This window comes from Lysobacter alkalisoli (assembly GCF_006547045.1).
Taxonomy (GTDB): Bacteria; Pseudomonadota; Gammaproteobacteria; order Xanthomonadales; family Xanthomonadaceae; genus Marilutibacter; species Marilutibacter alkalisoli.
Map to the genome: position 1 here is coordinate 180,037 of NZ_CP041242.1, position 25,271 is coordinate 205,307.

The following is a 25,271-nucleotide window of genomic DNA, read 5'->3' on the forward strand; positions in this document are numbered from 1 at the left end:
GCAAGCCTCGTGCTTTCCCATTTTTCCTCATAAGGACATGACCCATGACCCAACCCCATAGCCACCTCGAAATCGCACTGGCGTCGATTCGTGTGTTTGCCGACGACGGCCAGCTGGATGTCGCCGAGTTGAACGGCCTGCTGGACCTGGCCCTGCGCGACCATGTCATCGACCCGGACGAGCGACGGGTGCTGGGCAACATCCTGGTCCAGGCCGAAAAGGGACCGGTGGCGCCCGAAGTGGCGCGGCGTATCGGCGAGGTCCGGCGCAGGCACGACATTCCGGCTTGACCGGCCTCGCCGGTTTGCCGCCCCTGCGTTCCCTGGCTTCCTCAGGCAATGCGGCCTGGTCCGCGCAATGGGCCGAGCGGGCGCCACCGCGCCCGCATGTTTACATGTAATGACAGAGAGGTTTACATGTGGGTATTGACACATGTGACATGTGAGGGTTAATGTCGATTCCCATGGAACGCAAGACCTCCGCCTACTACCAGCGCCGTCACCGTGAAAAGTTGCGGGAGATGGGGTTGGTGAAGAAGGAGCTTTGGATCCTGCCCGAGTTCGGTGACGAGCTCGCGGCAGTGGAACGACGCATGCGCCAGCCCCGCGGCTCGGTGCCCACCCAGAAGGAGATTGGTATGAACGAGCCCAAGGTCTGGACAGCGCAGGCCCTCAACGAGGCGCTGGCGGCGACGGAGTCCTTCCGCAGCGGCGCGGTGTCGGTCGAGCTGCTCGACGGCGCCGAGCCCAGCCTGCACCTGGTCATGCACGATTACGGCGACCTGCCGGTGTTCGTGGCCGTGGTCGGCGAGCAGATCATCGTCGAGGCACTGCTGTGGCCGGTGTCGCAGGTCAAGGACCCGGCCGCCTTCAACGAAGAGGTGCTGCGCACCCACAAACTGTTCCCGCTGTCGACCATCGGCATCGAGACCATCGACGGCGATCCGGTCTACATCATGTTCGGCGCGCTGGACGCGCACTCGTCGCTGTCCAACGTGGTGTTCGAGATCGACACCCTGGCCGACAACGTCATCAAGGTCACCGAGGCGTTCGAATCGCGCCTGCGTGACGCCGCTTGATCCCGCCTGCATCAACGCACAGCACATGACAGACAGGAACGGAGAAACACGATGAACATCTGGAGCAAGCTGTTGACCGCGCTGCGTGGCGGCGCGACCGAAGTGGGCGAGTCGATCATCGACGGCCACGCGCTGCGCATCCTCGACCAGGAGATCCGCGACTCGGACGTCGAACTGCGCCGGTCGAAGGAGGCGCTGGCCGAAATCATGGCCAAGCTCAAGCTGGCCGAAGGCCGGTTGGCGAAGTCGAACGAGAAAATCGCCGAGTACGAGGCCTACACGATCAAGGCGCTGGATTCCGGCGACGAGAACCTGGCCCGCGAAGTCGCCGGCAAGATCGCGACGCTGGAAACGGTGCGCGACGGCGAGCAGCAGCAGGTCGAGCAGTTCTTCGCCAGCGTGGCCGACCTGCGCAAGTCGATCACCCAGGCCGAGACCAACATCCGCCGGCTCAAGCAGCAGGTCGACACGGTCAAGGCCACCGAGAGCGTGCAGCGCGCACAGTCCACCGTTGCCCACCGCTACAGCGGCTCGCAGAGCAAGCTGCAGACGGCAGTGGACTCACTGGAACGGATCAAGCAGAAGCAGGCCGAGCGCGGCGCGCGCATGGAGGCCGCGGCCGAACTGGCCAAGGACGAGGGCCAGGACGCGGTCGACGCGAAATTGAAGGAAGCCGGCATCATCGCCGACGCGGTCAGTGCCGATTCGGTGCTGGAGCGGTTGAAGAAGAAACAAGCCGTTTGAACCCAGGCCGGCTGAGCGTGCAGGTGACGGGACGGAACCCATCGACCGGTCCGGGCAGGGAAGCCCGGCAGCCTGCCGCCATGGCAGGGCGCGACGTCGAGAGTTGACGGCATCGGGAGTGGGCGATGGAGATTTTCCTGCAGATCGTTTTTTCCTATCCGACCGTGCTGTTCAGCATCCTGCTGGCCGTGGCGGTTGGCTACTGGCTGCTGGCGGCACTTGGCCTGGTCGAGATGGAAGCGCTGGATGGCTGGATTGCGCCGGATTTCGACACAGTCGAAGTCGATGGTTTCGCAGGAGCATTGATGAAGTTCGGACTCGGTGGCCTGCCACTGATGCTGGTATTCACCGTGCTGGTGTTCTTTGCCTGGCTGCTCAGTTACTTCGCCGACTATCTGGTGCTGCGCCATCTGCCGGGCGGCTGGCTGCGGCTGCTGACAGGCAGTGGCGTCATGCTGGGCGCGTTCGTCGCGGCAGTACCGGTGACCAGCGTGGTGTTGCGACCAGTGCGAAAGATGTTCGAAAAACTGCGTCCGGCGCCGATACGCTCCTTGTTGGGCATGGCCGGGGTGGTGCGCAGCTCGGTGGTGGATGCCCGGCAGGGCACCGCCAATGTCGAGGACGGCGGTGCGGGTCTGATACTGCAGGTCCGAAACGACAGCGACGGCGGCAGAACGTTCGGGCGAGGTGACCGGATCGTGCTGATCGAGTACCTGGAAACCGAGAACGCCTACCGCGTGATCGGCGAGGACGAATTCAAGGGCCTGTGACGTGCATTGGTTGCGCGATATCGGGACCGGCTTCTACAGAACGAGTCATACGGAGATGGGGTAATGATGATTGAGCAAATACTGCCGTTCCTGATCGGCGCGGGCGTGCTGTTCGTGTTGATACTGGGCCTGTTCGGCCTGTTCAAGGCCTTCTACATCAAGGTGCCACAGGGCACCGCGTTGATCGTCAATGATCTGTCGTCGACGCCGAAGGTGCATTTCACCGGTGCGCTGGTCTACCCGGTGGTCTACAAGAAGGAGTTCATGAAGATCTCCTTGATCACCCTGGAGGTCGACCGACGCGGCAAGGATGGGCTGATCTGCCGCGACAACATGCGCGCCGACATCACCGTGGCGTTCTACCTGCGTGTCAACGAGACCCAGCAGGACGTGCTCAAGGTGGCCAAGTCGATCGGTGTCGATCGCGCTTCGGAGAAGGGTGCGGTCAACGAACTGTTCAACGCCAAGTTCTCCGAGGCGCTGAAGACGGTCGGCAAGAAGATCGACTTCGTGAAGCTGTTCGAGAACCGGCAGGAATTCCGCGACAGCATCGTCGATGTGATCGGCAACGACCTCAACGGCTACATCCTCGAGGACGTCGCGATCGACTACCTCGAGCAGACTCCGAAGTCGTCGCTGGACCCGAGCAACATCCTCGACGCCGAGGGCATCCGCAAGATCACCGAGCTGACCGCGGCGCAGAACGTCATCACCAACGAGCTCTCGCGCAACGAAGAGCTGGCGATCAAGAAGAAGAACGTAGAGACGAAAGAGGCGATGCTGGCGCTGGAGCGGCAGCAGGCCGACGCCGAGGCGCGGCAGAAGCGCGAGATCGAAACCATCAAGGCGCGCGAGGAAGCCGAGACCCTGAAGGTGCAGGAAGAGGAGCGTCTGAAGGCCGAACAGGCGCGCATCACGGTGCAGGAGCAGCTCGACATCCGCGAGGAGAACCGCCTGCGCGAGGTCGAGGTCGCCCAGCAGAACCGCCAGCGCGCGGTGGTGATCGAGGTCGAGAAGGTCACCCGCGCCAAGGACCTGGAGATCGTCTCGCGCGAGCGTGAGGTCGAGCTGCAGAAGATCGAGAAGGAAAAGGCGCTGGAGGTCGAGCGCAAGGAAATCGCCAACGTCATCCGCGAGCGGGTCGCGGTCGAGAAGACCGTCGCCCAGGAGGAGGAGCGTATCAAGGAAGTGCGCGAGGTGTCCGAGGCCGACCGCCACAAGCAGGTCATCATCCTCGAGGCGCAGGCCAAGGCCGAGCAGGAGCTGGTGCGCCAGGTCAAGCAGGCCGAGGCCGACGAGACCGCGTCCCGCCACAAGGCGGTCGAGGTCACGGTGATGGCGCAGGCCGACCTGGAGGCCGCAGCCAAGCAGGCCGAGGCCAAGAAGAAGCTGGCCGAAGGCATCGAAGCCGAGCGCGCGGCACCTGGCCTGGCCGATGCGCGGGTGCTCGAGGTCACGGCTGCGGCACAGGAGAAAGAGGGCCTGGCGCAGGCGCGCGTCGCCGCCGAGAAACTCATCGCCGAGGCGCGCGGCGGGCAGGAAAAGGGCCTGGCCGAAGCCAAGGTGCTGGAGGAGAAGCTGACGGCACAGGCGCGCGGCGAGCAGTCGCTCGGCGAGGCCAAGGCCAAGGCGACCCGCGACGTGGGCCTGTCCGAAGCCGACGTGCTGCTGCAGAAGCTCAAGGCCGAGGCCGAGGGCCTGGGCGAGAAGTTCGGCGCGCTGGAAGCGCTGACCGACGACGCCCGCGCCCACGAGGAGTTCCGCATGCAGCTGGAGAAGAACTTCGAGCAGGCGATCGCCTCGATCGAGGCCAACAAGGACGTCGCCAAGGAACAGGCCGACGTGCTGGCCGCCGCGCTCAGCAAGGCCAACATCGACATCGTCGGTGGCGAGGGCGAGTTCTTCAATTCCTTCGCCAAGGCGCTGTCGGTGGGCAAGGCGATCGAGGGCGTCGCCGGCAAGAGCCCGATCGTGCAGGACGTGCTGCAGCGGCTGATGGCGCTGGGCAAGGGCGACGGCGTGGCCAAGTCGGAAGGGCGGCCGCTGGATTCCTGATGGCATCGCCGGCCGGGCGCTGAGTCCGGCCGGCGTTCTTCAACAACCCGTTGGAGCCTGTTCGTGGTCCCGGGATGCCTCGGAACAGCCGTCATTCCCGCTTTCGCGGGAGTGACGAGCAGAAAATCGAAGATCGTGAACAGACATCTCTTGGATGCAACGGCCGCCGCGCCGCACTGATCGCCCCGTGCAGGGACAGGATGGAGACCCATGGCGGAACAGACCGCGCAATCGACCGATCATGACGCACCCGGCAAGATGGCCGGGGCGGATAGCGCAGTGGACAAGGCCGTCGCCGAAGGCGGCGCCTATGAAGTCCTGCAGCGGCGACTGGCCGAACAGGGCCAGAATCTGCGTGGCCTGGCCGAGGCGCTCAACACGCAGCGCCTGCAGGAATTCGGCAGCAGCCGGATGGAACTGGTCGGGCGCCTGCGCGTGCGCACCGAGAACAACTGCGTCGCCCGCGACCTGGTCCAGGTCGGCGACCGCCTGCTGTTCGGCTACAACGTCTTCATCGGGCTGAAGAAGGAAACCCGGGTCGAGGACGTGTTCTCGATGTACCAGCTGGTCGAGTCCGGCGACGGTCACGACGTCACCCCGATCAGGCTCGCCGACAGCTTCCTCGGCGACGCCGGGTTCGTTCGGGACTTCGCCGAGCTCTACGCCTACTACAAGGACACCCGGCTGCTGCAGCTGGCGGTGCGCAACGGCAAGCTGCTGGCGGCATTCCAGATCGGCGAGAGGCTCGACGACCTGCGCGTGTTCCGCTGGGCGATCAGCGACGAGGGCCGCGAGGTCCGCTACATCGATAACCGCGGCGAGCGCGACATCGCGCTGCCGGCGCCATACGACTTCGAGTGGACCGAGGCCACCCGCGAGATGGCGGTCAACGGCCGCCACCCGCATCTGAACATCCTCGACACCGTATTCGTCGAGACCATCGGCGGCGATCTGACCATCAAGATCGAGAACAACACCGACGACGGCGAGGGCATCCATCGCGAACCGGTCGAGGACAAGACCCAGTCGCTGGACGACGCGAAGGTCGCATTCGCACGGCTCGGCAGCCTGATGCTGTTGAAGGTGCTGCCGTACCGCGAGACGCAGTGGCGGCACTTCGTTTACAACACGCTGACCCGCCAGGTCCGTCGTATCGACGAGATCGGCCAGGCCTGCATCCAGTTGCCGGAAGACCACGGCATCGTGTTCCCGGGTGGCTACTACCTGCAGAACGGCGAGTACCGGGCGTTCGAACAGTCGATGCAGGGCATGCGCTTCAAGCGCGCGCTGCGCTCGCCCAACGGCGAGGACGTGTTGTACGTGTTCTACGAGCCGGTCGCCGGCCGCATCGCGCTGTTCACCTACAACATGATCGAGCGACGGTTGCAGACGCCGATGTTCGGGCATGGCCATGCACGCCTCGCCGATGGCCGCATGGTGATCTTCAGCTCGGAAAGCGACGATCCGACCCGCGTCCATCCGATGCAGGTCTGGCGGACCCCGTTCACCAGCGACGAGTTCGCCGCCCGCCAGCCGGCCGGCAACACCTTCATGGGCCGGATCGGCAACGCCGAGCTGGTGCGCGGCATTTCCGATCTCTACAACCTGGTGCGCGAGATCGAGGCCGACGAAGTGTCGCTGCAGCGCTACGGCCAGCTGGCCCAGGACGCGCGCCGCCTGTTCGACCTGCACCACTGGCTGGCCGATCCGCAGGCCGGCGAGGTGGCGCCGCTGCTGCACGGCATCGTCGCCACCAGCGAATCGGTGCTCGACGAGTACGAGAAGGTCGAGAGCATCCGCCGGCAGTCGGCACAGGCCATGGCCGAAGCCGTTGTCGCGCAGAAGGCCCTGCTCGGCAGCCTGATGACGGACGACTGGGACACTGTGCAGCCATACGTGGAAGCGCTGGGCGCCCTGTCGCGGCAGCGCGGCCACCTGCTGACGCTGCGCGACTACCGCTACATGGATGTCGCTGCGATCGACGCGATGGAGGCGGCGCTGCTGGAGGCGCAGGACCGCATCGGCGTCGCGACCGGCGAGTTCCTGGCCGGTGAACGCGCACTGGCGCCGTTCACCGAACAACTCAAGCGACTCGACGAACAGGCCCAGGCGGCGGAAAGCGTCAGCGCGCTGGCCGAGCCATTGGCGTCGATGCAGGCAATGTCGGCCGACCTCGACATGCTGTCGGAACTGATGGCGACGTTGAAGGTCGACGACGCGACCCGCCGGACCCATATCGTCGAGTCGATCTCGGAAATCTATGCGCGGCTGAACCAGGCCAAGGCGCGCGCCGAGCAGCGTCGCAAGTCGCTGGGCTCGGCCGAGTCGGTGGCGCAGTTCGGCGCCCAGTTCAGCCTGTTCTCCCAGAGCATCGCCAGCGCGCTGGCGCTCGCCCAGGACCCGGAGCGCTGCGACGAGCAATTGTCGCGGCTGATGGTGCAGCTGGAGGAGCTGGAGAGCCAGTTCGGCGAGCACGACCAGTTCCTCGCCGACATCCTCGCCAAGCGCGAGGAACTGCTGGAGACCTTCGAAAGCCACAAGCAGGCGCTGCTCGACGATCGCCAGCGCAAGGCGCAATCGGTGGCCGACGCGGCCACGCGCATCCTCGACGGCCTGTCACGGCGGACCGCGCGGCTGGCTTCGGCCGATGAACTCAACGCGTTCTTCGCCGGCGACCCGCTGATCCTCAAGCTGCGCGAGCTGGTCGAACGACTGCGCACGCTGCGCGACAACGTGCGCGCGGACGATGTCGAGGCGCGCCTCAAGGGCGCGCGCGACCAGGCCGTGCGCGGCCTGCGCGACCGCAGCGAACTGTTCGAGGCCGGCGGCGACGTCATCAAGCTCGGCCCGCGCCATCGTTTCAGCGTCAACACCCAGGAACTCGACCTGACCGTGATGCCGCGCGGCGACGGTCTGTCGCTGCACCTGACTGGCACCGACTACTTCGAACCGCTGCAGGACCCCACGCTGGAGGAACTGCGCGGGTTCTGGCAGGTGTCGCTGGATTCGGAATCACCGCAACTCTACCGTGGCGAGTACCTGGCCGGGCTGATGCTCGACGCCGCGCACGAGGGCCGCGACGGGCTCGACCGCGACCGGCTCCGGCAGGCGCTGGCGCAACCGGAAACCCTGTCGAAACGGGTGCGCGACTTCGCCGCCCCGCGCTATCGCGAGGGATACGAGAAGGGCATCCACGACCACGACGCCACCTTGATCCTGCAAGCCCTGCTGCCGCTGCAGGACAGCGCCGGCAGCCTGGTGCATGCGCCGGACGCGCGTGCGCTGGCGTGGCTGGCCTGGTCGTTGCTGCAGTCCGGCGACGATGCAGGGCAGTGGCCGGATCGAGCACGTACCGTCCACGACATCGCCCGACTGCTGGGGCGTCGGGATGGCATCGAGGCGTTGCAACGCGAGGTCGCGGCCGCGATCGCGGATTGCGTGGAAAGCGGCGCATTGCCATTCGAGGCCGACGTGTGCCCGCGCGCGGCCGATTACCTGGTCGGCGAGCTTGCGGTGCCGAAGCCATCGTTCCTCGCCAGCCGCCATGCGCGACAGCTGATCGATGCCCTGCACGACCGGCTCGACGAGGCCCGGGCCCGGGATGGTTTCGAGCAGGCACTGACCCGGCTCGAAGCCCGTCCGGTGGCGCGTTGGTCGCTGGCTCGCGACTGGCTGCAGGCACTGTGCGCCGACCCCGTGCATGCCGCGCTGTCACGCCATGTCGACGAGGCGGTCGCCCTGCTGCTGCTCGGCGATACGCTCGGGCTGAAGATCACCGAGGTCGACCTGCATGCCGATGTCGAAGGTCTGCTCGGCGAGCATCCACGCATCGTCGACGGAAAGATGCGCATCGCGGTGGACGACTTCGCCGCCCGCCTGCGCACCCATCGCGAGGTGTTCGTGCCCGGTTTCCAGCGCTACCAGGCACAGCGGCAGGCGATCGTCGCGCGCGAGCGCGAGGCGATGCGGCTGGACGAGTTCAAGCCGCGTCCGCTGAGCTCGTTCGTGCGCAACAAGCTGATCAACGACGTATACCTGTCGGTGATCGGCGACAACCTGGCCAAGCAGATGGGCACGGTCGGCGAATCCAAGCGCAGCGACCTGATGGGCCTGCTGATGATGATCTCGCCCCCGGGCTACGGCAAGACCACGCTGATGGAGTACGTGGCGCACCGGCTCGGCCTGATCTTCATGAAGATCAATGCGCCCGCGCTCGGCCACGAGGTCCGTTCGCTGGATCCGGCGCAGGCGCCCGACGCCACCTCGCGGCAGGAGCTGGAGAAGCTCAACCTGGCGCTGGAGATGGGCAACAACGTGATGCTGTACGTCGACGACATCCAGCACACCCATCCCGAGTTCCTGCAGAAGTTCATCTCGCTGTGCGACGGCACCCGCCGCATCGAGGGCGTGTGGAAGGGCCGTACCCGCACCTACGACATGCGCGGCAAGAAGTTCTGCGTGGTCATGGCCGGCAACCCGTACACCGAGTCCGGCGAGGTGTTCAAGATCCCGGACATGCTCGCCAACCGCGCCGACATCTACAACCTCGGCGACGTGCTCGGCGGCATGGAGGACGCGTTCACCCTCAGCTACATCGAGAACTGCCTGACCTCCAACCCGGTGCTGGCGCCGCTGGCGACCCGCGACCTGGCCGACCTGTACCGCTTCGTCGACAAGGTGCAGGGCAAGGAGTTTTCCGCCAACGCGCTCAGCCACACCTACAGCGGCGCCGAGATCAACGAGATCGGTGCCACGCTCGAACGATTGCTCAAGGTCCGCGACGTGGTCTACCGGGTCAACCAGCAATACATCGCCAGTGCCGCGCAGGCCGACAAGTACCGCACCGAGCCGCCGTTCCGGCTGCAGGGCAGCTACCGCAACATGAACAAGCTGGCCGAGAAGATCTCGCCGGTGATGAACGATGCCGAGCTGCAGCAGCTGATCGCCGACCACTACCTCGGCGAGGCCCAACTGCTGACCACCGGCGCCGAGGAGAACCTGCTCAAGCTGGCCGAACTGCGCGGCACGATGGATGAAGCACAGCAACTGCGCTGGGCGCAGATCAAGCGCGACTTCATGCGCAACAAGGCGATGGGTGGTGAGGACGCCGATGTCGGCGCGCGCGTGGTCGCCCAGCTGGCCGACCTGGTGGAGGGGGTGAAGGCGCTGGAGTCACGGGCCGGTGCCTCGCCTTCGTCCGGCGACGCGGCACCGTGGGCCGAGATCGTCACCCTGCTCGAGCGCCTGGCCGAACGGCCGGCGTCGGTGGCTGCCGGGGCCATGTCCGTCGACCGGTTCCCCTCCGCCCTGGTCGAAGCGCTGTCGCCTTTGGCCGAGGGCATGCAGGCCCGTGCCGAACAGCAGTCGTTGCTGCTCGGCGAGATCGCCAACCACCTGCGTGAGCGCGACGAGACGACCCCGGCCATCAAGACCGAGCGCCAGCAGCAGCTGGAGCAGGCCTTGGCCGAGTTCGCCGACCGCCTGCACGGCCGCACCCGGCGCTGAGGAGCGCGGCATGGATTTCAGCCAACTGGACCGGGTGCTCCGCGACAGCATCGACGACCGGCGCCTGGACCCGGGCGAGAAGCACGAGTTGCGGGCATTGGGCGAACAGCTCGATCGCGAGCGGGTGCGCTACCTGCGCAATCGTGCGTTCGCGATGGGCCGCGAGTTGATGCAGGCCGATCCTGGCGCTGTGCCCGAGGTGCTGAAGTGGCTGGAGCAGGTGGTCAGGACCCTGGACATGGCGACCGCGGTCGCGTCCGTGGAGTCCACCGCCTGCTTCACCCCGGGCGATGCCTGCCTGCGAAAGCTGCGCGAGCTGTGCCGGGGCGCGCGCCACGCGATCGACATCTGCGTGTACACGATCTCCGACGACCGCCTGCGCGAGGAAATCGACGCAGCGCACCGGCGCGGCATCGCGGTGCGGGTGGTCAGCGACAACGACAAGCTGCACGATGCCGGCAGCGACGTCGCCTGGCTGCATCGTCGTGGCGTGCCGGTGCGCATCGACGACAGCCCGCACCACATGCACCACAAGTTCGCCCTGTTCGACGGCCGCTGGCTGGCCAACGGCAGCTTCAACTGGACCCGCAGCGCGAGCGAGTACAACGAGGAGAACCTCGCGGTGACCGATAATGCGCATCTGGTGCGCTGCTTCGGTGGCCGATTCGAGATTCTGTGGGAGCGATTCCGACATACCGCCCCAATCCTGGACGCACTGGCGGTGGCCTGAGCAGGCCTGAAAGCTTCGGGCTGCCGGCAGTTGGGCCTTGCAGCTGCAACAGCGGATAATGCCGCCCCCGACCTGTCCCGGCCCCGTCGAGCCCCCTGATGTCCGCCGCCACCTACCCCGACTATCCCTTCACCCCCAGGCGCTTCGAGGTGCGGCCGGGTATCGGCATGAGCTTTCTCGACGAGGGCCCGCGCGATGGCGAGGTCGTCGTCATGGTCCACGGCAATCCGTCGTGGAGCTATTACTGGCGCAAGCTGGTGTCGGGGTTGTCCGGTCGCTACCGCTGCATCGTGCCGGACCACGTCGGCATGGGCCTGTCCGACCGGCCCGGTGATGAGGCCTACGACTACACCCTGCAATCGCGCGTCGACGATCTGGAGGCACTGCTGCAGCATCTCGGCGTGACCGGTCCGCTGACCCTGGCGGTGCACGACTGGGGCGGGATGATCGGTTTCGGCTGGGCGCTGGCACGACGTGAACGGGTGCGGCGGCTGGTGATCCTCAACACCGCCGCGTTCCCGCTGCCGGCGGCCAAGCCGATGCCGTGGCAGCTGTCGCTTGGTCGCGATTCGAAGCTTGGCGGCTTCATGATCCGCGCCTTCAACCTGTTCGCGCGGGGTGCGGCGTGGGTTGGCGTGGAAAAGCGCATGCCGCGCGCGGTGCGCCGCGCCTACACCGCGCCCTACGACGGTTGGACCAACGCGATCAGCACCCTGCGCTTCATGCAGGACATCCCGCTGGGCGAGGGCGACCGTGCCTGGCCGTTACTGGCCGAGTCGGCGCGGGCGCTGCACGAGTACGCCGACCGGCCGGTGTTCATCGGCTGGGGCCTGCGCGATTTCGTGTTCGACAAGCATTTTCTCGACGGCTTCATCGCTGCATTGCCGCAGGCCGAAGTACACGCGTTCGAGGACGCCAACCACTACGTGCTGGAAGACGAGGCCGAAGTGCTGGTGCCGGCGATCCGTGACTTCCTGGATCGCCGCTCGACGTAAGGCCGCCACCGCGCCCGGAACGGCGGAGAAGAACCTCAGGCCGCCATCGGCGTGACGGGGGCCGGCGGCTCGGTGGGCGGCTCCGTCGGTTCGGTCGGGAAGTCCCAGTCGGCCGGGGTCAGCACCGGCATGCCGTGGCCGAGGCGGGCCTTGTCGCATTGCGGGCTCGGCTCCCCATGCTCCCAAGACGCCGGCACCTCGCGGCATACACTGGGCTTGATCGCGTGGATCGAGCAGCGCGAATGCACGCCGATCTCGGCATCGAGGGCGATGCAGCGTGGTGTTTTGGAGGACGTGCCGCGCATCACCACGCGATGGTGGTCGAAGCGTTCGGTGAGTTCTTCCGGCACGGTCCCGCCGAGGGTGGGGGTGGTCTCGGCCCAGTGGAACGAGACGCGGAACGTGGCGCAGCAGGCGCCGCAGGTCAGGCAGGGGTGGCTCATGGCCGCCGTCCGGGTTGTAGTTGATGCAGGTGGAATGGGGGTGGCGGAATTTTGGGAATTCCGCGGCCGCGCGCAAGTGCCCCCGAGGCCGATTACCCCCGATGAGCCGGCGGGTACGCGGGCCGGCCCATGAGCGGCGACAATAGGCGGATGAGTTTTCCCCAAGACACTCCGGTCGCGGCCGGCCCGGTCGCCACGACGGCCCCCCCCGGCGCCCCGTGCAACATCGCTGCCAGCCTGCCGCGGCTGGCCGTCGAGGCCCCCGACCGCATCGCCATGCGCTGCCCCGGCCGTCGCGGCCCGGACGGGCTGGCCCGCTACGACCAGACCCTGAGCTACCGCGAGCTGGATGCGCGCAGCGATGCGATCGCCGCCGGCCTCGCCCGCCACGGCATCGGCCGCGGCACCCGCACCGTGGTGATGGTGCGGCCCTCGCCCGAGTTCTTTCTGTTGATGTTCGCGCTGTTCAAGGCCGGCGCGGTGCCGGTGCTGGTCGATCCCGGCATCGACAAGCGCGCGCTGAAGCAATGCCTGGACGAGGCGCAGGCCGAGGCCTTCATCGGCATCCCGCTGGCGCAGTTCGCGCGCGTACTTCTGGGCTGGGCGAAGTCGGCGCGGGTGCGGATCAGCACCGGCCGCCGCGCCTGGCTGGCCGATGCGACGCTGGCGCAGGTCGAGGCGGACGGGCGGGACGCCGGCCCGCAGCTGGCGGACACCGCGCCGGACGAAGTCGCCGCGATCGTCTTCACCAGCGGCTCGACCGGGGTGCCCAAGGGCGTGGTCTACCGCCACCGCCACTTCGTTGCCCAGATCGGGCTGATGCGCGCGGCGTTCGGGATCGAGGCGGGCGGGGTCGACCTGCCGACCTTCCCGCCGTTCGCCCTCTTCGATCCCGCGCTCGGCCTGACCTCGGTGATCCCGGACATGGACCCGACCCGGCCCGCGCAGGCCGAGCCACGCAAGCTGCACGACGCGATCGCGCGTTTCGGCATCGACCAGTTGTTCGGCTCGCCGGCGCTGATGAAGGTGCTGGCCGACCACGGCCAGCCGCTGCCGACACTGAAGCGTGTCACCTCGGCCGGCGCCCCGGTCCCGGCGGAAGTGGTGGCGAAAATGCGCGAGCTGCTGCCCGACGATGCCAGTTTCTGGACCCCCTATGGCGCCACCGAATGCCTGCCGGTCGCGGTGATCGAAGGCCGCGAGTTGCAGGCCACCCGCGAAGCGACCGAACGCGGCGCCGGCACCTGCGTCGGCCGCCCGGTGCCGCCGAACGAGGTCCGCATCATCCGTATCACTGACGAGGCCATCGCCGACTGGTCGCAGGCCGAGCTGCTGCCGTCTGGAGAGATCGGCGAGATCACCGTCGCCGGCCCGACCGCGACCGATGCCTATTTCAATCGCGACAAGCAAACCCGGCTCGCGAAGATCCGCGAGACCTTGCCCGACGGAAGCGAACGCGTCGTCCACCGCATGGGCGACGTCGGTTGGTTCGACGAACACGGCCGGCTGTGGTTCTGCGGCCGCAAGTCGCATCGCGTCGAGACCGCCGCCGGCCCGCTTTACACCGAGCAGGTCGAACCGGTGTTCAACGTGCATCCACAGGTGCGCCGCACCGCGCTGGTCGGCATCGGCGCACGGGGCTCGCAGCGGCCGGTGCTGTGCGTGGAACTGGCCGAAGGCGTGACGACGCGCGACTGGCCGCGAATCGAACGCGAACTGCGCGATATCGCCGCCGCACACCCGCACTGCGCCGGCATCGACCGCTTCCTGCACCACCCGAAGTTCCCGGTCGACATCCGTCACAATGCCAAGATCGGCCGCGAGAAGCTGGCGGTGTGGGCAGCAGGGGTGACGCGATGAAGATCCTGGTGACAGGCGGCGGCGGTTTCCTCGGCCAGGCCTTGTGCCGTGGCTTGCGCGAGCGCGGGCATCACGTGGTCAGCTACAACCGCGGCTACTACGACGCGTTGGAGAAACTCGGCGTCGAACAGGTGCAGGGCGACCTTGCCCAGCGCGACGCGGTCATCGCTGCGGCGAACGGTTGCGGCGCGGTGTTCCACAACGCCGCCAAGGCCGGCGCCTGGGGCAGCTACGACAGCTATTTCGATGCCAACGTCATCGGCACCGACAACGTCATCGCAGCCTGCCGCGTGCACGGCATCGACAAGCTCGTCTACACCTCCACTCCCAGCGTGACCCACCGCGCGACCCATCCGGTCGAGGGCGGCACCGCCGATACCGTGCCCTATGGCGAAGGCCTGAAGGCGCCATATGCCGCGACCAAGCAGATCGCCGAGAAGGCGGTGCTGCGTGCAAACTCCGCCAGCCTGGCGACGGTGGCGCTGCGGCCGCGGCTGATCTGGGGCGTCGGCGACAACCAACTGCTGCCGCGACTGGTCGAGCGTGCCCACGCCGGCCGCCTGCGCCTGGTCGGCGGGGGCCACAATCTCATCGACACCACCTATATCGACAACGCCGCCCAGGCCCACTTCGACGCCTTCGACCACCTCGCGCCGGGTCGCGCCTGCGCCGGCCGCGCCTACTTCATCAGCAACGGCGAGCCGCGTCCGCTGCGCGAGATCGTCAACGGTCTGTTGGCCGCGGCCGGTGCACCGACGGTGGACAAGTCGCTGCCATTCGGTGTCGCCTATGCGGCCGGGGTGGTTTGCGAGGGCTTGTGGACCCTGTTGCCGTTGAAGGGCGAGCCGCCGATGACCCGCTTCCTGGCCGAGCAACTGGCGACCACCCACTGGTACTCGATGGAACCGGCCGCGCGCGATTTCGGTTACGTGCCGCGGGTGTCCATTGACGAGGGGTTCACAAGACTGAAGGCTGCCGGTTCCACACACATGGCAGTCACCCGCAGCTAACACCCCAACGGACGATGCTCGAAGCGTGCCAATCCGGCACGACCGACGGCACCCGTGCGGGAGGTGCGCCATGCTCTACTACGCCATCGTCTTTTTCGTCATCGCGATCATCGCCGCGGTGCTCGGGTTCTCCGGCATCGCCGGCGCCGCCACCAACATCGCCTGGATCCTGTTCGTCGTCTTCCTGGTACTGGCGGCGGTCGCGTTCTTCCGCAAGAGGGTCTGATCCGCTCCGGCGAAATCCTCCAGTGAAATCGGGGCTCAGGGACGTGGGTGCCGGCGGCTACAATGCGGCATGGCCTCGATCCCCCATTCCCCGTTCGCCACCCTCAAGCCAATTGCGGGCCGCGTGCTCGAAGCGGCACTCAACCGCGCGCTGGCACTGGACGACGATACCCGTCAGGGCCTGGCGGCCCTCGACGGCCGCCGGATCGCGTTGCATCTGGCCGCTCCGCCGCTGGCCCTGCAGGTGCGGGTGGCCGGTGAACGTCTCGAGGTAGGTCCGGCCGATGATGGCGCCGACCTGTCGGTGCGCAGTTCGCTGGCCGGGCTGATATCCCAGCTGCCTTTCGTGCGCAACGACGATGCTCCGCCGGTGGGGCAGCTGAGGATCGAGGGCGATGCGGATCTGGCTCGCCGTCTGCAGAAGCTCGCCGAGCGCTTTGACCCCGACTGGCAGCAGCCCTTCGTCGCCATCCTCGGTGATGTCATCGGGGTGCAGGTCGCCAATGCGATCGCCGCCGGCTTGCGCCATGCCCGGGTTGCCGGCGCCACGCTCGCCGCCAATGCCGCCGAGTATGTGACCGAGGAGTCGCGCGACGTGGTCGGTCGCGACGAACTCAACGCCTTTCATGACGACGTCGACACGCTTCGGGATGATGTCGAGCGACTGATTGCCCGGGTCGCCCGGCTACGCACCGCACCGGAAAGCCCGGTCATGGACGACCGGGCTTCGGCGAAGGGCTCGGCATCATGAAGTCGTTGTTCCGCGCCTGGCGCATCGGCCGGGTACTGCTGCGCTACCGGCTCGACGACCTGCTCGACGGCACCCCGGCCGAGCGCTGGCTCAAACTGGCGCGTCCCTTCGTGCCGAGGGCGTCGAAAGAGATCGCCATCCAGTCGCGCGGCGCGCGACTGCGCTTGGCGCTGCAGGATCTCGGTCCGATTTTCGTCAAGTTCGGCCAGATCCTGTCGACCCGCCGCGACCTGGTGCCGCCCGACGTCGCCGAAGAACTGGCGCTGTTGCAGGACCGCGTCGCCCCGTTCGACGGCGAGCGCGCCCGCGCCATTGTCGAGGGCGCGCTGGAGCAACCGGTCGCCGAGGCCTTTGCCAGCTTCGACACCGAGCCGCTGGCTTCCGCGTCGATCGCCCAGGTGCACGCGGCCACCCTGCCCGCGCGTGATGGCGAACTCGAGCGCGAAGTGGTGGTGAAAGTGTTGCGGCCCGATATCGAGAAGCAGATCGCCGCCGACATCGCCCTGCTCGGTGCGCTCGCCGCCCTGGTCGACCGCACCCATCCCAACGCCGACAAGATCCGTCCGAAGGCGATCGTGGAAGAAGTCGAGAACACCCTTGCCGCCGAGCTCGACCTGCAGCGCGAGGGCGCCAACGCCAGCGTGCTGCGCCGGTTCTGGACCGGTGCCGACGGCAAGGCCAGCGACGACCTCTACGTGCCCGAGGTGATCTGGACCCACACCCACGAGCGCGTGCTCACGCTGGAGCGCGTGCACGGCATCCCGTCCGACGACATCGAGGCGCTCGACGCGGCCGGCATCGACCGCAAGGCGCTCGCGGCCAAGGGTGTGCGGGTGTTCTACACCCAGGTGTTCCGCGACAACTTCTTCCATGCTGACGCCCATGCCGGCAACATCTGGGTCGACAGCGATCCCGCGCGGCGCGCCAACCCGCGCTTCATCGCGCTCGACTTCGGCATCATGGGCCAGCTCTCCGACGAGGATCAGTACTACCTCGCCGAGAACTTCATGGCGATCTTCAACCGCGACTATCGCCGTATCGCCGAACTGCACGTACAGGCCGGCTGGATGCCGCCGCATATCCGCATCGACGAGCTGGAAGCGGCCGCGCGCTCGGTCTGCGAACCGTACTTCACCCGTCCGCTGAGCGAGATCTCGCTGGCCGAGGTGCTGATCAAGCTTTTCCGCGTTGCCCAGCGCCATGAGCTGACCCTGCAGCCGCAGCTGATCCTGCTGCAGAAGACCCTGCTCAACATCGAGGGCGTCGGCCGCCTGCTCGATCCGAAGCTCGACATCTGGGCAGTGGCACGACCGGTGCTGTCGAAGATCCTGGTCGAGCGCTACAGCCCGCGCCGGCTCGCGCGCGAGTTCCGCAAGCGCCTGCCCGAGCTGGTCACCCGTGCGCCGGAGATGCCGCGCCTGCTGCATGCGTGGTTGCGCCAGCAGGTCGAGGGCGAGCACACCCTCAACATGCAGTCGCGCGACCTCGCCGCGCTGACCCGAGCGGTCAAGGACCTGCAGCGCCGTACCGTTGCCGCCCTGCTCGGCACCGGCCTGCTGATCGTCGCCGCGGTGCTGTACGCGCTGGAGGCCGGCGGGCCGAGCTGGCTGTCGATTCCCGCATCGAGCTGGATCGCCGCCGCCGGTGGCGTGTGGGCACTGCTTGCCGCATGGCCGCGGCGGTGACCGCTCTCCCGGTCCTCCATCTCGACGACACCCTCGCCATCGTCGACAAACCGGCCGGCCTGATGGTCCACGACAGCGCGCTCGCGCGCGGCGAGACCGATTTCGCCGCCGACCGCCTGCGCGAGCAGTTCGGCCGCCCGATCTTCCTCGTCCACCGTCTCGATCGCGCCACCAGCGGCTGTCTGCTGCTCGCCTTCGACCGCGACACCGCCTCCGCACTCGGCAAGACACTGATGTCGGGCGAGGTCGAGAAGGCCTACCGGGCCGTCTGCCGCGGCTGGACCGAAGAAGTGTTCGAGATCGACCACCCGCTCGACGGCGGCCCCGGCAAGCCGGTCAAGAAGCCGGCGATCACCCGCTTCCGCCGCCTCGCCACCGCCGAACTGGACGTGCCGTCGACAGGCTTCCCGACCTCGCGCTACTCCCTGCTGGAAGCCCGTCCCGAGACCGGCCGCTTCCGTCAGATCCGCCGTCACCTCAAGCACGCCTCGCACCACCTGATCGGCGACACCAGCCACGGCGACGGCCGCCACAACCGCAACTTCCGCATGATGGGCATCCACCGCATGCTCCTGCATGCCCGCCGCCTCGCCTTCACTCATCCGCTCACCGGCATCAGGATCCAGGCCATCGCCCCGCCGGATGCGGAGTTCGCGAAGGCGCTGGCGCTGTTCGATTTCGCCATGGCGGATTGAGAACCCATCCCCACCCAACCTTTGCTCTCGTCCTTTCAAGGGGAGGGCCGGGGTGGGAATGGGGTTTCCAAGAGCGCCGACAAGGTGCCGAGGCCCCCGGGTGCGCTCTGCTTGAGCGGGCTACTGCCTGCCTTGCCCACAAGCGCCGCCCGACTTTCCAGAAGTCGGTGGCCATGGCATTGCGGGACCTTCCGAAACATGGATGTTTCGGATGAGCCCCCAGGGACGGGTTCACGGCGTGTCCCGCAATGCCATGGCCACCGGCTTCCCCGACGGCACCAACGCGAACACGAAAGTCACAAGCACTACAATCCACTCGCCATGCCCGTCACCGCCGCCCACATCGAGATCCCCGAGGCCGAGCTGGTCGAGCGCTTCGTGCGCGCGGCCGGGCCGGGCGGGCAGAACGTCAACAAGGTGTCCACCGCGGTCGAGTTGCGCTTCGACGTCGCCGGCTCGCCCTCGCTGCCCGAGCCCGTGCGCGAGCGCTTGCTCGCCAGGCGCGATCGCCGCGTGACCGGTGAAGGCGTACTGGTCATCAACGCCCAGCGCTTCCGCACCCAGGAGCGCAACCGCGAGGACGCCCGTGAACGCCTGGCCGCCTTCATCGAAGCCGGCCTGCACGCTCCCAAGCCGCGCATCGCCACCCGCCCCAGCCGCGGCGCGCGCGAACGGCGGCTGGGCGAGAAGCGACAGCGCAGCACCATCAAGCGCGGCCGGTCGCCGCAAAACTGGGATTAGGGTCCGTTGACTGCCACCGGCAGGCCGCGCCGGGGCATACTGCCCCGCCGCCGCCGTGCAGCATTGCGCGCCTTGGCCGTAGAATGGCTACGGCACGGCGGCGTGCGCCTTGCCTGACAGCGGCGGGGTCACGCGACTCACTGGTGACAGTCAACGGACCCTAAGCCTTGACCGACGACGCACAACCCCTTCTGCCCGAGATCCCGTCGGCGATGCCGCGGGTCAAACCCAACCGTTTCACCCGCTGGCTCGGCCGCAGTGTCCTGCGCATGGGCGGCTGGCGCGTGGCTGGCCCCATCCCCGATATCCCGAAGATGGTGGTGATCGCCGCCCCGCATTCGTCCAACTGGGACGGCATCTGGGGCTTCGCCGCCAAGCTCGCGCTGGGGCTGGAGGTGCGCGTGCTCGGCAAGCACCAGTTGTTCTTCTGGCCGCTCGGCCCGATCCTGCGCCGCCTCGGCGGCATCCCGATCGACCGCAGCGCCCCACGTGGCATGGTCGAACAGGCCGCCAGCATGATCCGCAGCGCCGAAAGGATATGGTTCGTGATTGCGCCCGAAGGCACCCGCAAGCGGGTCGAGAAATGGAAGTCCGGCTTCCTCAAGATCGCCCGCGCAGCCGAAGTGCCGGTGCTGCCTGCCTATTTCCATTACCCCGAACGCATCATCGGCCTGGGCCCGGTGTTCCACACCGGTGACGACCTGGATGCGGACATGGCACGCATCCGCAACTGGTACCGGCCCTGGATCGGCAAGAATCGCGGAACGGTTTGATCCTCATCGCTTCTGCATGCGGCCGTATCGGCCACGCCCGGCTGGAGGAGCGTATCCTGCGAGTCCCGGTAGCGGCAGGGTCGGGCTGACGCAATGCCGTCCGGAACGGAATCAGATCACTTACAGGGAGTGAAACTTCATGCATGACAACATCCGCAAGCCCTCCGCCGCCTTCATCGGCGCCTCCTGGGCCGCACTGCTGCTGGGCATGGGCGCCTACCTGGCCGGCCTGTGGAATGCCGACATGGCGCTCAACGAGCGGGGCTACTACTTCACGTTGCTGTTGTATGGGCTGTTCGCGGCGATTTCGCTGCAGAAGAGCGTGCGCGACCGGCTGGAAGGGCTGCCGGTGACCGCGCTGTACTACGGCCTGGCCTGGTTCGCCGTGATCTCGGCGTTGCTGCTGCTCTTCATCGGCCTGTGGAACGCGGAGCTGGCCCTGAGCGAGAAGGGTTTCTACGGCATGGCCTATGCGCTGAGCCTGTTCGCGGCCATCGCAGTGCAGAAGAACACGCGCGACACGCTTGCTGCGGAAGACCGGCAGGAGGCATCGGTACACCCGTTGCCGCGTCGATCCGACGATATCGAGGCGGGTTGATGCGATACCGGTACTGGGGCTGCGACCGGATTCATGCGCCAGCATCCGCCTTCGCATCCATCCGCCGGTAACCGATCGCTTCGGTGAGGTGGGCGGTGGCGATGGCGTCGCTGCCGGCAAGATCGGCGATGGTCCGGGCCACGCGCAGGATGCGGTGCATCGAGCGGGCGCTGAGGCGCAGCGATTCGACCGCGCGTTCGAGCAGGGCCTGGTCGGCGTCGGTCAGTCTGCAGAACGCGCGCATTTCCGCTTCGCCGAGGCGGGCATTGGGCCCGCCGGTGCGATCGAGCTGGGTCGTGCGGGCGGCGATGACGCGCTCGCGGACCGCGGCAGTGGATTCTCCGGGCGGTCCGTCGAGGCGCAGTTCCGCGGGCGGCAATCGTGGCACATGCACGTGCAGGTCGATCCGGTCCATCAGCGGGCCGGACACGCGGCCGCGATAGCGGTTGATCATTTCCGGGCTGCAGTTGCAGCGACCGCTGGCGTCGCCGGCGTAGCCGCAGGGGCAGGGGTTCATCGCCGCGACCAGCTGGAAGCGGGCCGGGAACTCGGCGCTGCGCGCGGCCCGCGAGACGGTGACCACGCCCGATTCCAGAGGTTCGCGCAGTACTTCGAGGGCGTGGCGGCTCCACTCGGGCAGTTCGTCCAGGAACAGCACGCCCTGATGAGCGAGCGAGACCTCGCCCGGACGCGGTTCGCTGCCGCCGCCGATCAGGGCGATGGCGCTGGCGGTATGGTGCGGTGAGCGGTATCCGCGCTGGCGCCAACGTGTCGGGTCGAGGCCGCGGCCACTGACCGAGGCCACCGCCGCTGCTTCCAGTGCTTCATCTTCGCTGGCCTCGGGCAGCAGCCCGGGCAGGCGCGAGGCGAGCAGGGTCTTGCCGCAGCCCGGCGGGCCGACCAGCAGTAGATGGTGGCCGCCGGCTGCGGCGATCTCCAGCGCCCGGCGGGCATGCGCCTGACCGCGTACATCGGTCAGGTCGGGGCCGGATTCATGCGTGGCCGGTGGGGCGGTCGCGGCAGGCAGCGGCTTGCGCCCCTGCAGCATCGCGCACACCTCCAGCAGGGTGCGCGCGGTATACGCCTCGACCCGGCTCGACAGCGCCGCCTCGGCGCCGTTGCAGGCCGGCACCACCAGCTTGCGGCCGGCCCCGGCGGCGGCCAATGCGGCCGGCAGCACGCCGTCGACCGCGCGCAGTTCACCGGTGAGGGCGAGTTCGCCAAGGAATTCGTATTCGGTCAGCGGTTCCAGCGGAATCTGTCCGCTGGCGGCGAGGATGCCGAGCGCGATCGGCAGGTCGAAGCGGCCACCGTCCTTGGGCAGGTCGGCCGGGGCGAGGTTGATGGTGATCCGCCGCGCCGGGAACTCGAACTGCGCGCAGCGGATGGCGGCACGCACACGGTCCTTGGATTCGCGTACCGCCGCAGCCGGCAGGCCGACGATCGACATCGCGGGCAGGCCGCCGGCCAGGTGCACCTCCACCCGTACTTCCGGCGCACGCACCCCGGACCGCGCACGTCCGTGCACGAGGGCCAGGTTCATGTTGGGGGTTCCCTCAGTGGCGTGGGGTGCCGTTGCCCGGCGCGTTGCCGAGCCGGGCTTCGAGTTCGGCGACGGTCTGCTGCAGGGCTTCGAGCTTCTCGCGGGTGCGCAGCAGCACCGCGCGCTGGACCTCGAACTCTTCGCGGGTCACCAGGTCCAGCCGGGTCAGTCCGGACTGCAACACGGTCTTGAAGTTCTCCTGCAGCTCTTCGCGCAGCACTTCACCGGATTGCCCGCGCAGCCCCGCCGGAACCAGGTTGCTGAGGCGGCGGGCGAGTTCGTCGATATGGGTCAGGTCGATCATCGGTTCAGATCCTGTCCGGCAAGAGGCCGTTGGCATGGGCACAGCATGGCCTGCCGGGCGTGTCCGCGCCGTCGTCCTGTGCCGCGGGGCAGGGTAGGAAATTTCCTACCGGCGACGTGCGGGCGGGGCGCGCACTTTACCCCAATGTATCGCCTCCGGCTTGCTATCCTGAACGAATTCCAGCCGGGACCGGCCAGCAGCGAAGGGAGATGACGCGATGAAGATGGTCACCGCGGTGATCAAGCCGTTCAAACTCGATGACGTGCGCGAGGCGCTGGCCGAGGCCGGCGTGGCCGGAATCACCGCCACCGAGGTCAAGGGTTTCGGTCGTCAGAAGGGCCACACCGAGCTCTACCGTGGCGCCGAGTACGTGGTCGACTTCCTGCCCAAGATCAAGCTCGAGATCGCGATCACGGACGACCTGGTCGACGCGGTGGTCGAAGCGATCATCAAGGCCGCCGGCACCGGCAAGGTCGGCGACGGCAAGATCTTCATCCACGAACTGGAACGGGTGGTGCGCATCCGCACCGGCGAGCTCGACGCCGACGCGCTGTAGCTCGACCAACGGCGCTGCAACAGGCGATGTCCGCACTCCTGAGGACATCACGTTGGCAGTTCTGCAGCCACCGCAGATCAGGTGGCATGCGGAGAAGCTTCATGGCGACGATCTGCCTTGCCAGGTCCGCGAGCACAGCATGATGTCGGGTTTCCGCGTCCGGGACTGGATGCTTGCGCTGGTGTTGTGTGCGGGTGTCGGCTGGCCGCGGCAGGCAGCGGCACAGCCGTTGCCGCTGGCCGTCATCGGCGACTCCGACAGCCATGCCTACCAGGACCGCATCAGTTTTCCGGAAGGCGGTCCGGAGCGCGGCGGCGCCTGGCGCACGAGCACGTTCAACTGGGTCGAGGTGCTGGCCCGGCTGCGTGGTGATGAACTGGATCCGGGCGAGTGGGGCGCGTACGGGGTGCCGGGGCGATTGGCGCGGGTGCTGGACGGGGTCGGGGTGCAGGCGCGCCGGCCGCGCAAGCAGGACTACCGCTTCAATTTCGCCGTGTCCGGAGCCGGTTGCGGGGACCTGATGGGCGGCGTCCGGCAGGTGCCGGCGCTGATCGAGCTGATGGACGAAGCGCCCGAGCGCTGGCGGCGGGGCGTGGTGGTGATCCGCATCGGCATCAACGATGTAGGCACCCGCACGGCATTGCTGGAGCTGGCCGCCGATCCGGCTGGCTCGCCGGCGGCCGGGCGCATCGCCGACTGCGTGGACGCGATCCGGGTGGCGGTGCAGGCGATCCACCGCCGGCATCCGGACACCCGCATCGTCCTGGTCGGCATCTTCGACAACACGCATTGGGCGCAGGATCTGGCCAAAGACTGGACGCCAGCGGGGCTGGCCAACATCGCCCGCGCACTGGATGGCTACGACCGGGCCCTGATCGACATGGCCCGCGGCGATGACAGGCTGACTTTCTTCGATGACCGGCGCTGGTTTGCCGGCCGCTGGGGCGGGCGCGACGCCCGTGGGCAACCGGCCTATCGTGATGTGGTGCTGCCGGGCAGGATCCGGGTGAGCAACAGCGTCGGCGATGCGCCCCGCCACGCGGTCTTGCAGGACGGCCACGCAGGGGTGGCCTGGAGCGCGGCCTGGGCGCAGTCGCTGGTGATCCTGCTCAACCTGCGTTGGGAGTCGGGATTGACCCCGATCAGCGACGAGGAGGTCGCGGGGCTGGTGAAGGCGGATGCGCCAAAGCGCCGCCAGGCCGGGGCGGCACCATGAAAAACCCCGCGCCAGGCGGGGTTTCGTCTTCGACCGGGACGCGGTGGTTTACTCGCCCAATGCCTCGGCCACAAACGGTGGCGTGGCCAGCGCGCCGGTGTGGATGTCGGCGGTGTAGTACCGGGTTACGAACGGCTTGTTGCGGGCGTCGTCGGTGCGGAAATCAAAGCTCCCGCCCTTGCGCGCCAGGGTGCAGCTCCACCAGCCGGTCGGGTAGCACGGCTGCGGGAACGGCAGGGTCTTGAAAGTGCCGAAGCCGGCCTTGCCCATCTCGGCGCGCATCTCCTTGATCAGGTCGAGCAGCATCAACGGCGACTCGGACTGCTGGACGAGGATGCCGTCGTCTTTCAGCGCCTTGAAGCAGCTCTCGTAGAACGCCTTGTTGAACAGCCCCTCGGCCGGGCCGACCGGGTCGGTGGAGTCGACGATGACGATGTCGACGCTGCCGGCCGGGCAGTGGGCCATGTAGGCGACGCCGTCGTCGAACAGCAGTTCGGCGCGCGAGTCGGAGTTGGACTCGCACAGCTCCGGGAACCACTTCTCGGCCATGCGGGTGACCTGCTCGTCGATGTCGCACTGGGTCGCGCTTTCGACGCCGGGGTGGCGCAGCACTTCGCGCAGGGTGCCGCAGTCGCCGCCGCCGATGATCACCACCCGCTTCGGATCGGCGTGGGTGAACAGCGCCGGGTGCGACATCATCTCGTGGTAGAGGAAGTTGTCCTTGGTGGTCAGCATCATCGCCCCGTCGATCAGCATGATGTTGCCCCAGTCGGTGCTCTCGAAGATCTCGATCTTCTGGAACGGCGACTGCGCCTCGTCCAGCTTGCGGGTGATGCGGTAGCCGATGGCCGAGCCGGTCGAGTCGAAGTTCTCGTAGTGCCAGGTGCTGCTGTCGTTCATGCCGGTGCGTCCCGCTGGAAGGGCGGCCCAGTGGCCGCGCAAGGTCGCGAATTGTAGCGAACCGAGGCCGAAATGCCGTGATCGCGCCGTGACC

23 protein-coding genes are annotated in these 25,271 nt (G+C 67.6%); 19 read left to right on the forward strand and 4 right to left on the reverse strand.

Translation table 11 applies throughout. The features are described from left to right. Positions 1-44 precede the first annotated feature (44 nt). The 8 genes from FKV23_RS00810 to FKV23_RS00845 all read left to right on the forward strand — a co-directional run bounded on the left by FKV23_RS00810 (position 45) and on the right by FKV23_RS00845 (position 11,877). On the forward strand, positions 45-290 hold the full coding sequence (locus tag FKV23_RS00810; RefSeq protein WP_141622155.1) for a hypothetical protein: 246 nt from the start codon (positions 45-47) through the stop codon (positions 288-290). Between the two features lie 173 nt (positions 291-463). Further along, positions 464-1,078, forward strand: coding sequence for a biofilm formation regulator BacA (gene bacA, locus FKV23_RS00815; protein WP_141622156.1), 615 nt, complete (start codon positions 464-466; stop codon positions 1,076-1,078). Between the two features lie 51 nt (positions 1,079-1,129). After that, a complete protein-coding gene (locus FKV23_RS00820; RefSeq protein ID WP_141622157.1) occupies positions 1,130-1,822 on the forward strand; it encodes a PspA/IM30 family protein in 693 nt (230 codons plus the stop codon). A 125-nt stretch (positions 1,823-1,947) separates the two neighbouring features. Continuing rightward, the gene (locus tag FKV23_RS00825; protein WP_141622158.1) at positions 1,948-2,592 is read left to right on the forward strand and encodes a hypothetical protein; all 645 of its coding nucleotides are present in this window, start codon (positions 1,948-1,950) and stop codon (positions 2,590-2,592) included. 63 nt (positions 2,593-2,655) lie between these two features. Continuing rightward, positions 2,656-4,647 (forward strand): flotillin family protein, encoded by a 1,992-nt coding sequence (locus FKV23_RS00830; RefSeq protein WP_141622159.1) that lies wholly within the window; start codon positions 2,656-2,658, stop codon positions 4,645-4,647. A 210-nt stretch (positions 4,648-4,857) separates the two neighbouring features. Continuing rightward, positions 4,858-10,152 carry a DNA repair ATPase gene (locus FKV23_RS00835; protein ID WP_208543210.1) on the forward strand — a complete coding sequence of 1,765 codons (5,295 nt, stop codon included), beginning with the start codon at positions 4,858-4,860 and terminating at the stop codon, positions 10,150-10,152. A gap of 10 nt (positions 10,153-10,162) precedes the next feature. Beyond that, positions 10,163-10,882, forward strand: a complete 720-nt coding sequence (locus FKV23_RS00840; protein ID WP_141622160.1) for a phospholipase D-like domain-containing protein — start codon at positions 10,163-10,165, stop codon at positions 10,880-10,882. 98 nt (positions 10,883-10,980) lie between these two features. Continuing rightward, complete coding sequence (locus tag FKV23_RS00845; protein ID WP_141622161.1) at positions 10,981-11,877, forward strand: alpha/beta fold hydrolase; 897 nt, start codon at positions 10,981-10,983, stop codon at positions 11,875-11,877. A gap of 35 nt (positions 11,878-11,912) precedes the next feature. Here FKV23_RS00845 and FKV23_RS00850 read toward each other — a convergent pair whose 3' ends face one another. Beyond that, positions 11,913-12,320, reverse strand: coding sequence for a YkgJ family cysteine cluster protein (locus FKV23_RS00850; RefSeq protein WP_141622162.1), 408 nt, complete (start codon positions 12,318-12,320; stop codon positions 11,913-11,915). A 150-nt stretch (positions 12,321-12,470) separates the two neighbouring features. Between FKV23_RS00850 and oleC the strand changes: the two genes are divergently transcribed. The 9 genes from oleC to yiaA all read left to right on the forward strand — a co-directional run bounded on the left by oleC (position 12,471) and on the right by yiaA (position 20,658). Continuing rightward, positions 12,471-14,180: an olefin beta-lactone synthetase gene (gene oleC, locus FKV23_RS00855; RefSeq protein ID WP_141622163.1), complete on the forward strand. Its 1,710-nt coding sequence runs from the start codon at positions 12,471-12,473 to the stop codon at positions 14,178-14,180. After that, complete coding sequence (gene oleD, locus FKV23_RS00860) at positions 14,177-15,190, forward strand: 2-alkyl-3-oxoalkanoate reductase (RefSeq protein WP_141622164.1); 1,014 nt, start codon at positions 14,177-14,179, stop codon at positions 15,188-15,190. Before oleC ends, oleD begins: the two co-directional genes overlap by 4 nt. A 70-nt stretch (positions 15,191-15,260) precedes the next feature. Next, complete coding sequence (locus tag FKV23_RS00865) at positions 15,261-15,416, forward strand: DUF1328 domain-containing protein (RefSeq protein WP_141622165.1); 156 nt, start codon at positions 15,261-15,263, stop codon at positions 15,414-15,416. 78 nt (positions 15,417-15,494) lie between these two features. Next, complete coding sequence (locus FKV23_RS00870) at positions 15,495-16,166, forward strand: ubiquinone biosynthesis accessory factor UbiJ (protein WP_141624966.1); 672 nt, start codon at positions 15,495-15,497, stop codon at positions 16,164-16,166. Continuing rightward, positions 16,163-17,851 (forward strand): ubiquinone biosynthesis regulatory protein kinase UbiB, encoded by a 1,689-nt coding sequence (gene ubiB, locus FKV23_RS00875; protein ID WP_141622166.1) that lies wholly within the window; start codon positions 16,163-16,165, stop codon positions 17,849-17,851. The genes FKV23_RS00870 and ubiB overlap by 4 nt, the downstream gene beginning before the upstream one ends. Beyond that, a complete protein-coding gene (locus FKV23_RS00880) occupies positions 17,836-18,546 on the forward strand; it encodes a pseudouridine synthase (protein ID WP_141622167.1) in 711 nt (236 codons plus the stop codon). Before ubiB ends, FKV23_RS00880 begins: the two co-directional genes overlap by 16 nt. A gap of 321 nt (positions 18,547-18,867) precedes the next feature. Further along, entirely contained in the window at positions 18,868-19,287 is a 420-nt protein-coding gene (arfB, locus tag FKV23_RS00885) for an alternative ribosome rescue aminoacyl-tRNA hydrolase ArfB (RefSeq protein ID WP_141622168.1), read from the forward strand. Between the two features lie 212 nt (positions 19,288-19,499). After that, positions 19,500-20,060 (forward strand): lysophospholipid acyltransferase family protein, encoded by a 561-nt coding sequence (locus FKV23_RS00890; protein ID WP_141624967.1) that lies wholly within the window; start codon positions 19,500-19,502, stop codon positions 20,058-20,060. Positions 20,061-20,199: 139 nt separating this feature from the next. After that, positions 20,200-20,658, forward strand: coding sequence for an inner membrane protein YiaA (gene yiaA, locus FKV23_RS00895; RefSeq protein WP_141622169.1), 459 nt, complete (start codon positions 20,200-20,202; stop codon positions 20,656-20,658). Between the two features lie 31 nt (positions 20,659-20,689). Here the strand turns inward: yiaA and FKV23_RS00900 are convergent, their stop codons facing one another. Together FKV23_RS00900 and ubiK are read right to left on the reverse strand one after the other, a co-directional pair. Then, on the reverse strand, positions 20,690-22,201 hold the full coding sequence (locus tag FKV23_RS00900; RefSeq protein ID WP_141622170.1) for a YifB family Mg chelatase-like AAA ATPase: 1,512 nt from the start codon (positions 22,199-22,201) through the stop codon (positions 20,690-20,692). A 13-nt stretch (positions 22,202-22,214) separates the two neighbouring features. Next, on the reverse strand, positions 22,215-22,505 hold the full coding sequence (gene ubiK, locus FKV23_RS00905) for a ubiquinone biosynthesis accessory factor UbiK (protein WP_141622171.1): 291 nt from the start codon (positions 22,503-22,505) through the stop codon (positions 22,215-22,217). 217 nt (positions 22,506-22,722) lie between these two features. Between ubiK and FKV23_RS00910 the strand changes: the two genes are divergently transcribed. Beyond that, the gene (locus FKV23_RS00910; protein WP_141622172.1) at positions 22,723-23,061 is read left to right on the forward strand and encodes a P-II family nitrogen regulator; all 339 of its coding nucleotides are present in this window, start codon (positions 22,723-22,725) and stop codon (positions 23,059-23,061) included. Between the two features lie 52 nt (positions 23,062-23,113). Then, a complete protein-coding gene (locus FKV23_RS17625) occupies positions 23,114-24,277 on the forward strand; it encodes an SGNH/GDSL hydrolase family protein (protein WP_141622173.1) in 1,164 nt (387 codons plus the stop codon). Between the two features lie 48 nt (positions 24,278-24,325). Here the strand turns inward: FKV23_RS17625 and speE are convergent, their stop codons facing one another. Beyond that, entirely contained in the window at positions 24,326-25,177 is an 852-nt protein-coding gene (gene speE, locus FKV23_RS00920; RefSeq protein WP_141622174.1) for a polyamine aminopropyltransferase, read from the reverse strand. Between the last annotated feature and the right edge of the window lie 94 nt (positions 25,178-25,271).

Excerpts from the sequence above, each read along its gene's own strand:
- ubiK (WP_141622171.1), bottom strand. The coding sequence starts at position 22,505 with ATGATCGACCTGACCCATATCGACGAACTCGCCCGCCGCCTCAGCAAC.
- FKV23_RS00910 (WP_141622172.1), top strand. The coding sequence starts at position 22,723 with ATGAAGATGGTCACCGCGGTGATCAAGCCGTTCAAACTCGATGACGTG.
- FKV23_RS00890 (WP_141624967.1), top strand. The coding sequence starts at position 19,500 with ATGCCGCGGGTCAAACCCAACCGTTTCACCCGCTGGCTCGGCCGCAGT.
- FKV23_RS00845 (WP_141622161.1), top strand. The coding sequence starts at position 10,981 with ATGTCCGCCGCCACCTACCCCGACTATCCCTTCACCCCCAGGCGCTTC.
- FKV23_RS00850 (WP_141622162.1), bottom strand. The coding sequence starts at position 12,320 with ATGAGCCACCCCTGCCTGACCTGCGGCGCCTGCTGCGCCACGTTCCGC.
- FKV23_RS00840 (WP_141622160.1), top strand. The coding sequence starts at position 10,163 with ATGGATTTCAGCCAACTGGACCGGGTGCTCCGCGACAGCATCGACGAC.
- speE (WP_141622174.1), bottom strand. The coding sequence starts at position 25,177 with ATGAACGACAGCAGCACCTGGCACTACGAGAACTTCGACTCGACCGGC.
- FKV23_RS00820 (WP_141622157.1), top strand. The coding sequence starts at position 1,130 with ATGAACATCTGGAGCAAGCTGTTGACCGCGCTGCGTGGCGGCGCGACC.
- FKV23_RS00835 (WP_208543210.1), top strand. The coding sequence starts at position 4,858 with ATGGCGGAACAGACCGCGCAATCGACCGATCATGACGCACCCGGCAAG.
- ubiB (WP_141622166.1), top strand. The coding sequence starts at position 16,163 with ATGAAGTCGTTGTTCCGCGCCTGGCGCATCGGCCGGGTACTGCTGCGC.
- FKV23_RS00900 (WP_141622170.1), bottom strand. The coding sequence starts at position 22,201 with ATGAACCTGGCCCTCGTGCACGGACGTGCGCGGTCCGGGGTGCGTGCG.
- FKV23_RS00825 (WP_141622158.1), top strand. The coding sequence starts at position 1,948 with ATGGAGATTTTCCTGCAGATCGTTTTTTCCTATCCGACCGTGCTGTTC.
- oleC (WP_141622163.1), top strand. The coding sequence starts at position 12,471 with ATGAGTTTTCCCCAAGACACTCCGGTCGCGGCCGGCCCGGTCGCCACG.
- yiaA (WP_141622169.1), top strand. The coding sequence starts at position 20,200 with ATGCATGACAACATCCGCAAGCCCTCCGCCGCCTTCATCGGCGCCTCC.
- oleD (WP_141622164.1), top strand. The coding sequence starts at position 14,177 with ATGAAGATCCTGGTGACAGGCGGCGGCGGTTTCCTCGGCCAGGCCTTG.
- FKV23_RS00810 (WP_141622155.1), top strand. The coding sequence starts at position 45 with ATGACCCAACCCCATAGCCACCTCGAAATCGCACTGGCGTCGATTCGT.
- arfB (WP_141622168.1), top strand. The coding sequence starts at position 18,868 with ATGCCCGTCACCGCCGCCCACATCGAGATCCCCGAGGCCGAGCTGGTC.
- FKV23_RS00830 (WP_141622159.1), top strand. The coding sequence starts at position 2,656 with ATGATGATTGAGCAAATACTGCCGTTCCTGATCGGCGCGGGCGTGCTG.
- FKV23_RS00880 (WP_141622167.1), top strand. The coding sequence starts at position 17,836 with ATGGCCGCGGCGGTGACCGCTCTCCCGGTCCTCCATCTCGACGACACC.
- FKV23_RS00865 (WP_141622165.1), top strand. The coding sequence starts at position 15,261 with ATGCTCTACTACGCCATCGTCTTTTTCGTCATCGCGATCATCGCCGCG.
- bacA (WP_141622156.1), top strand. The coding sequence starts at position 464 with ATGGAACGCAAGACCTCCGCCTACTACCAGCGCCGTCACCGTGAAAAG.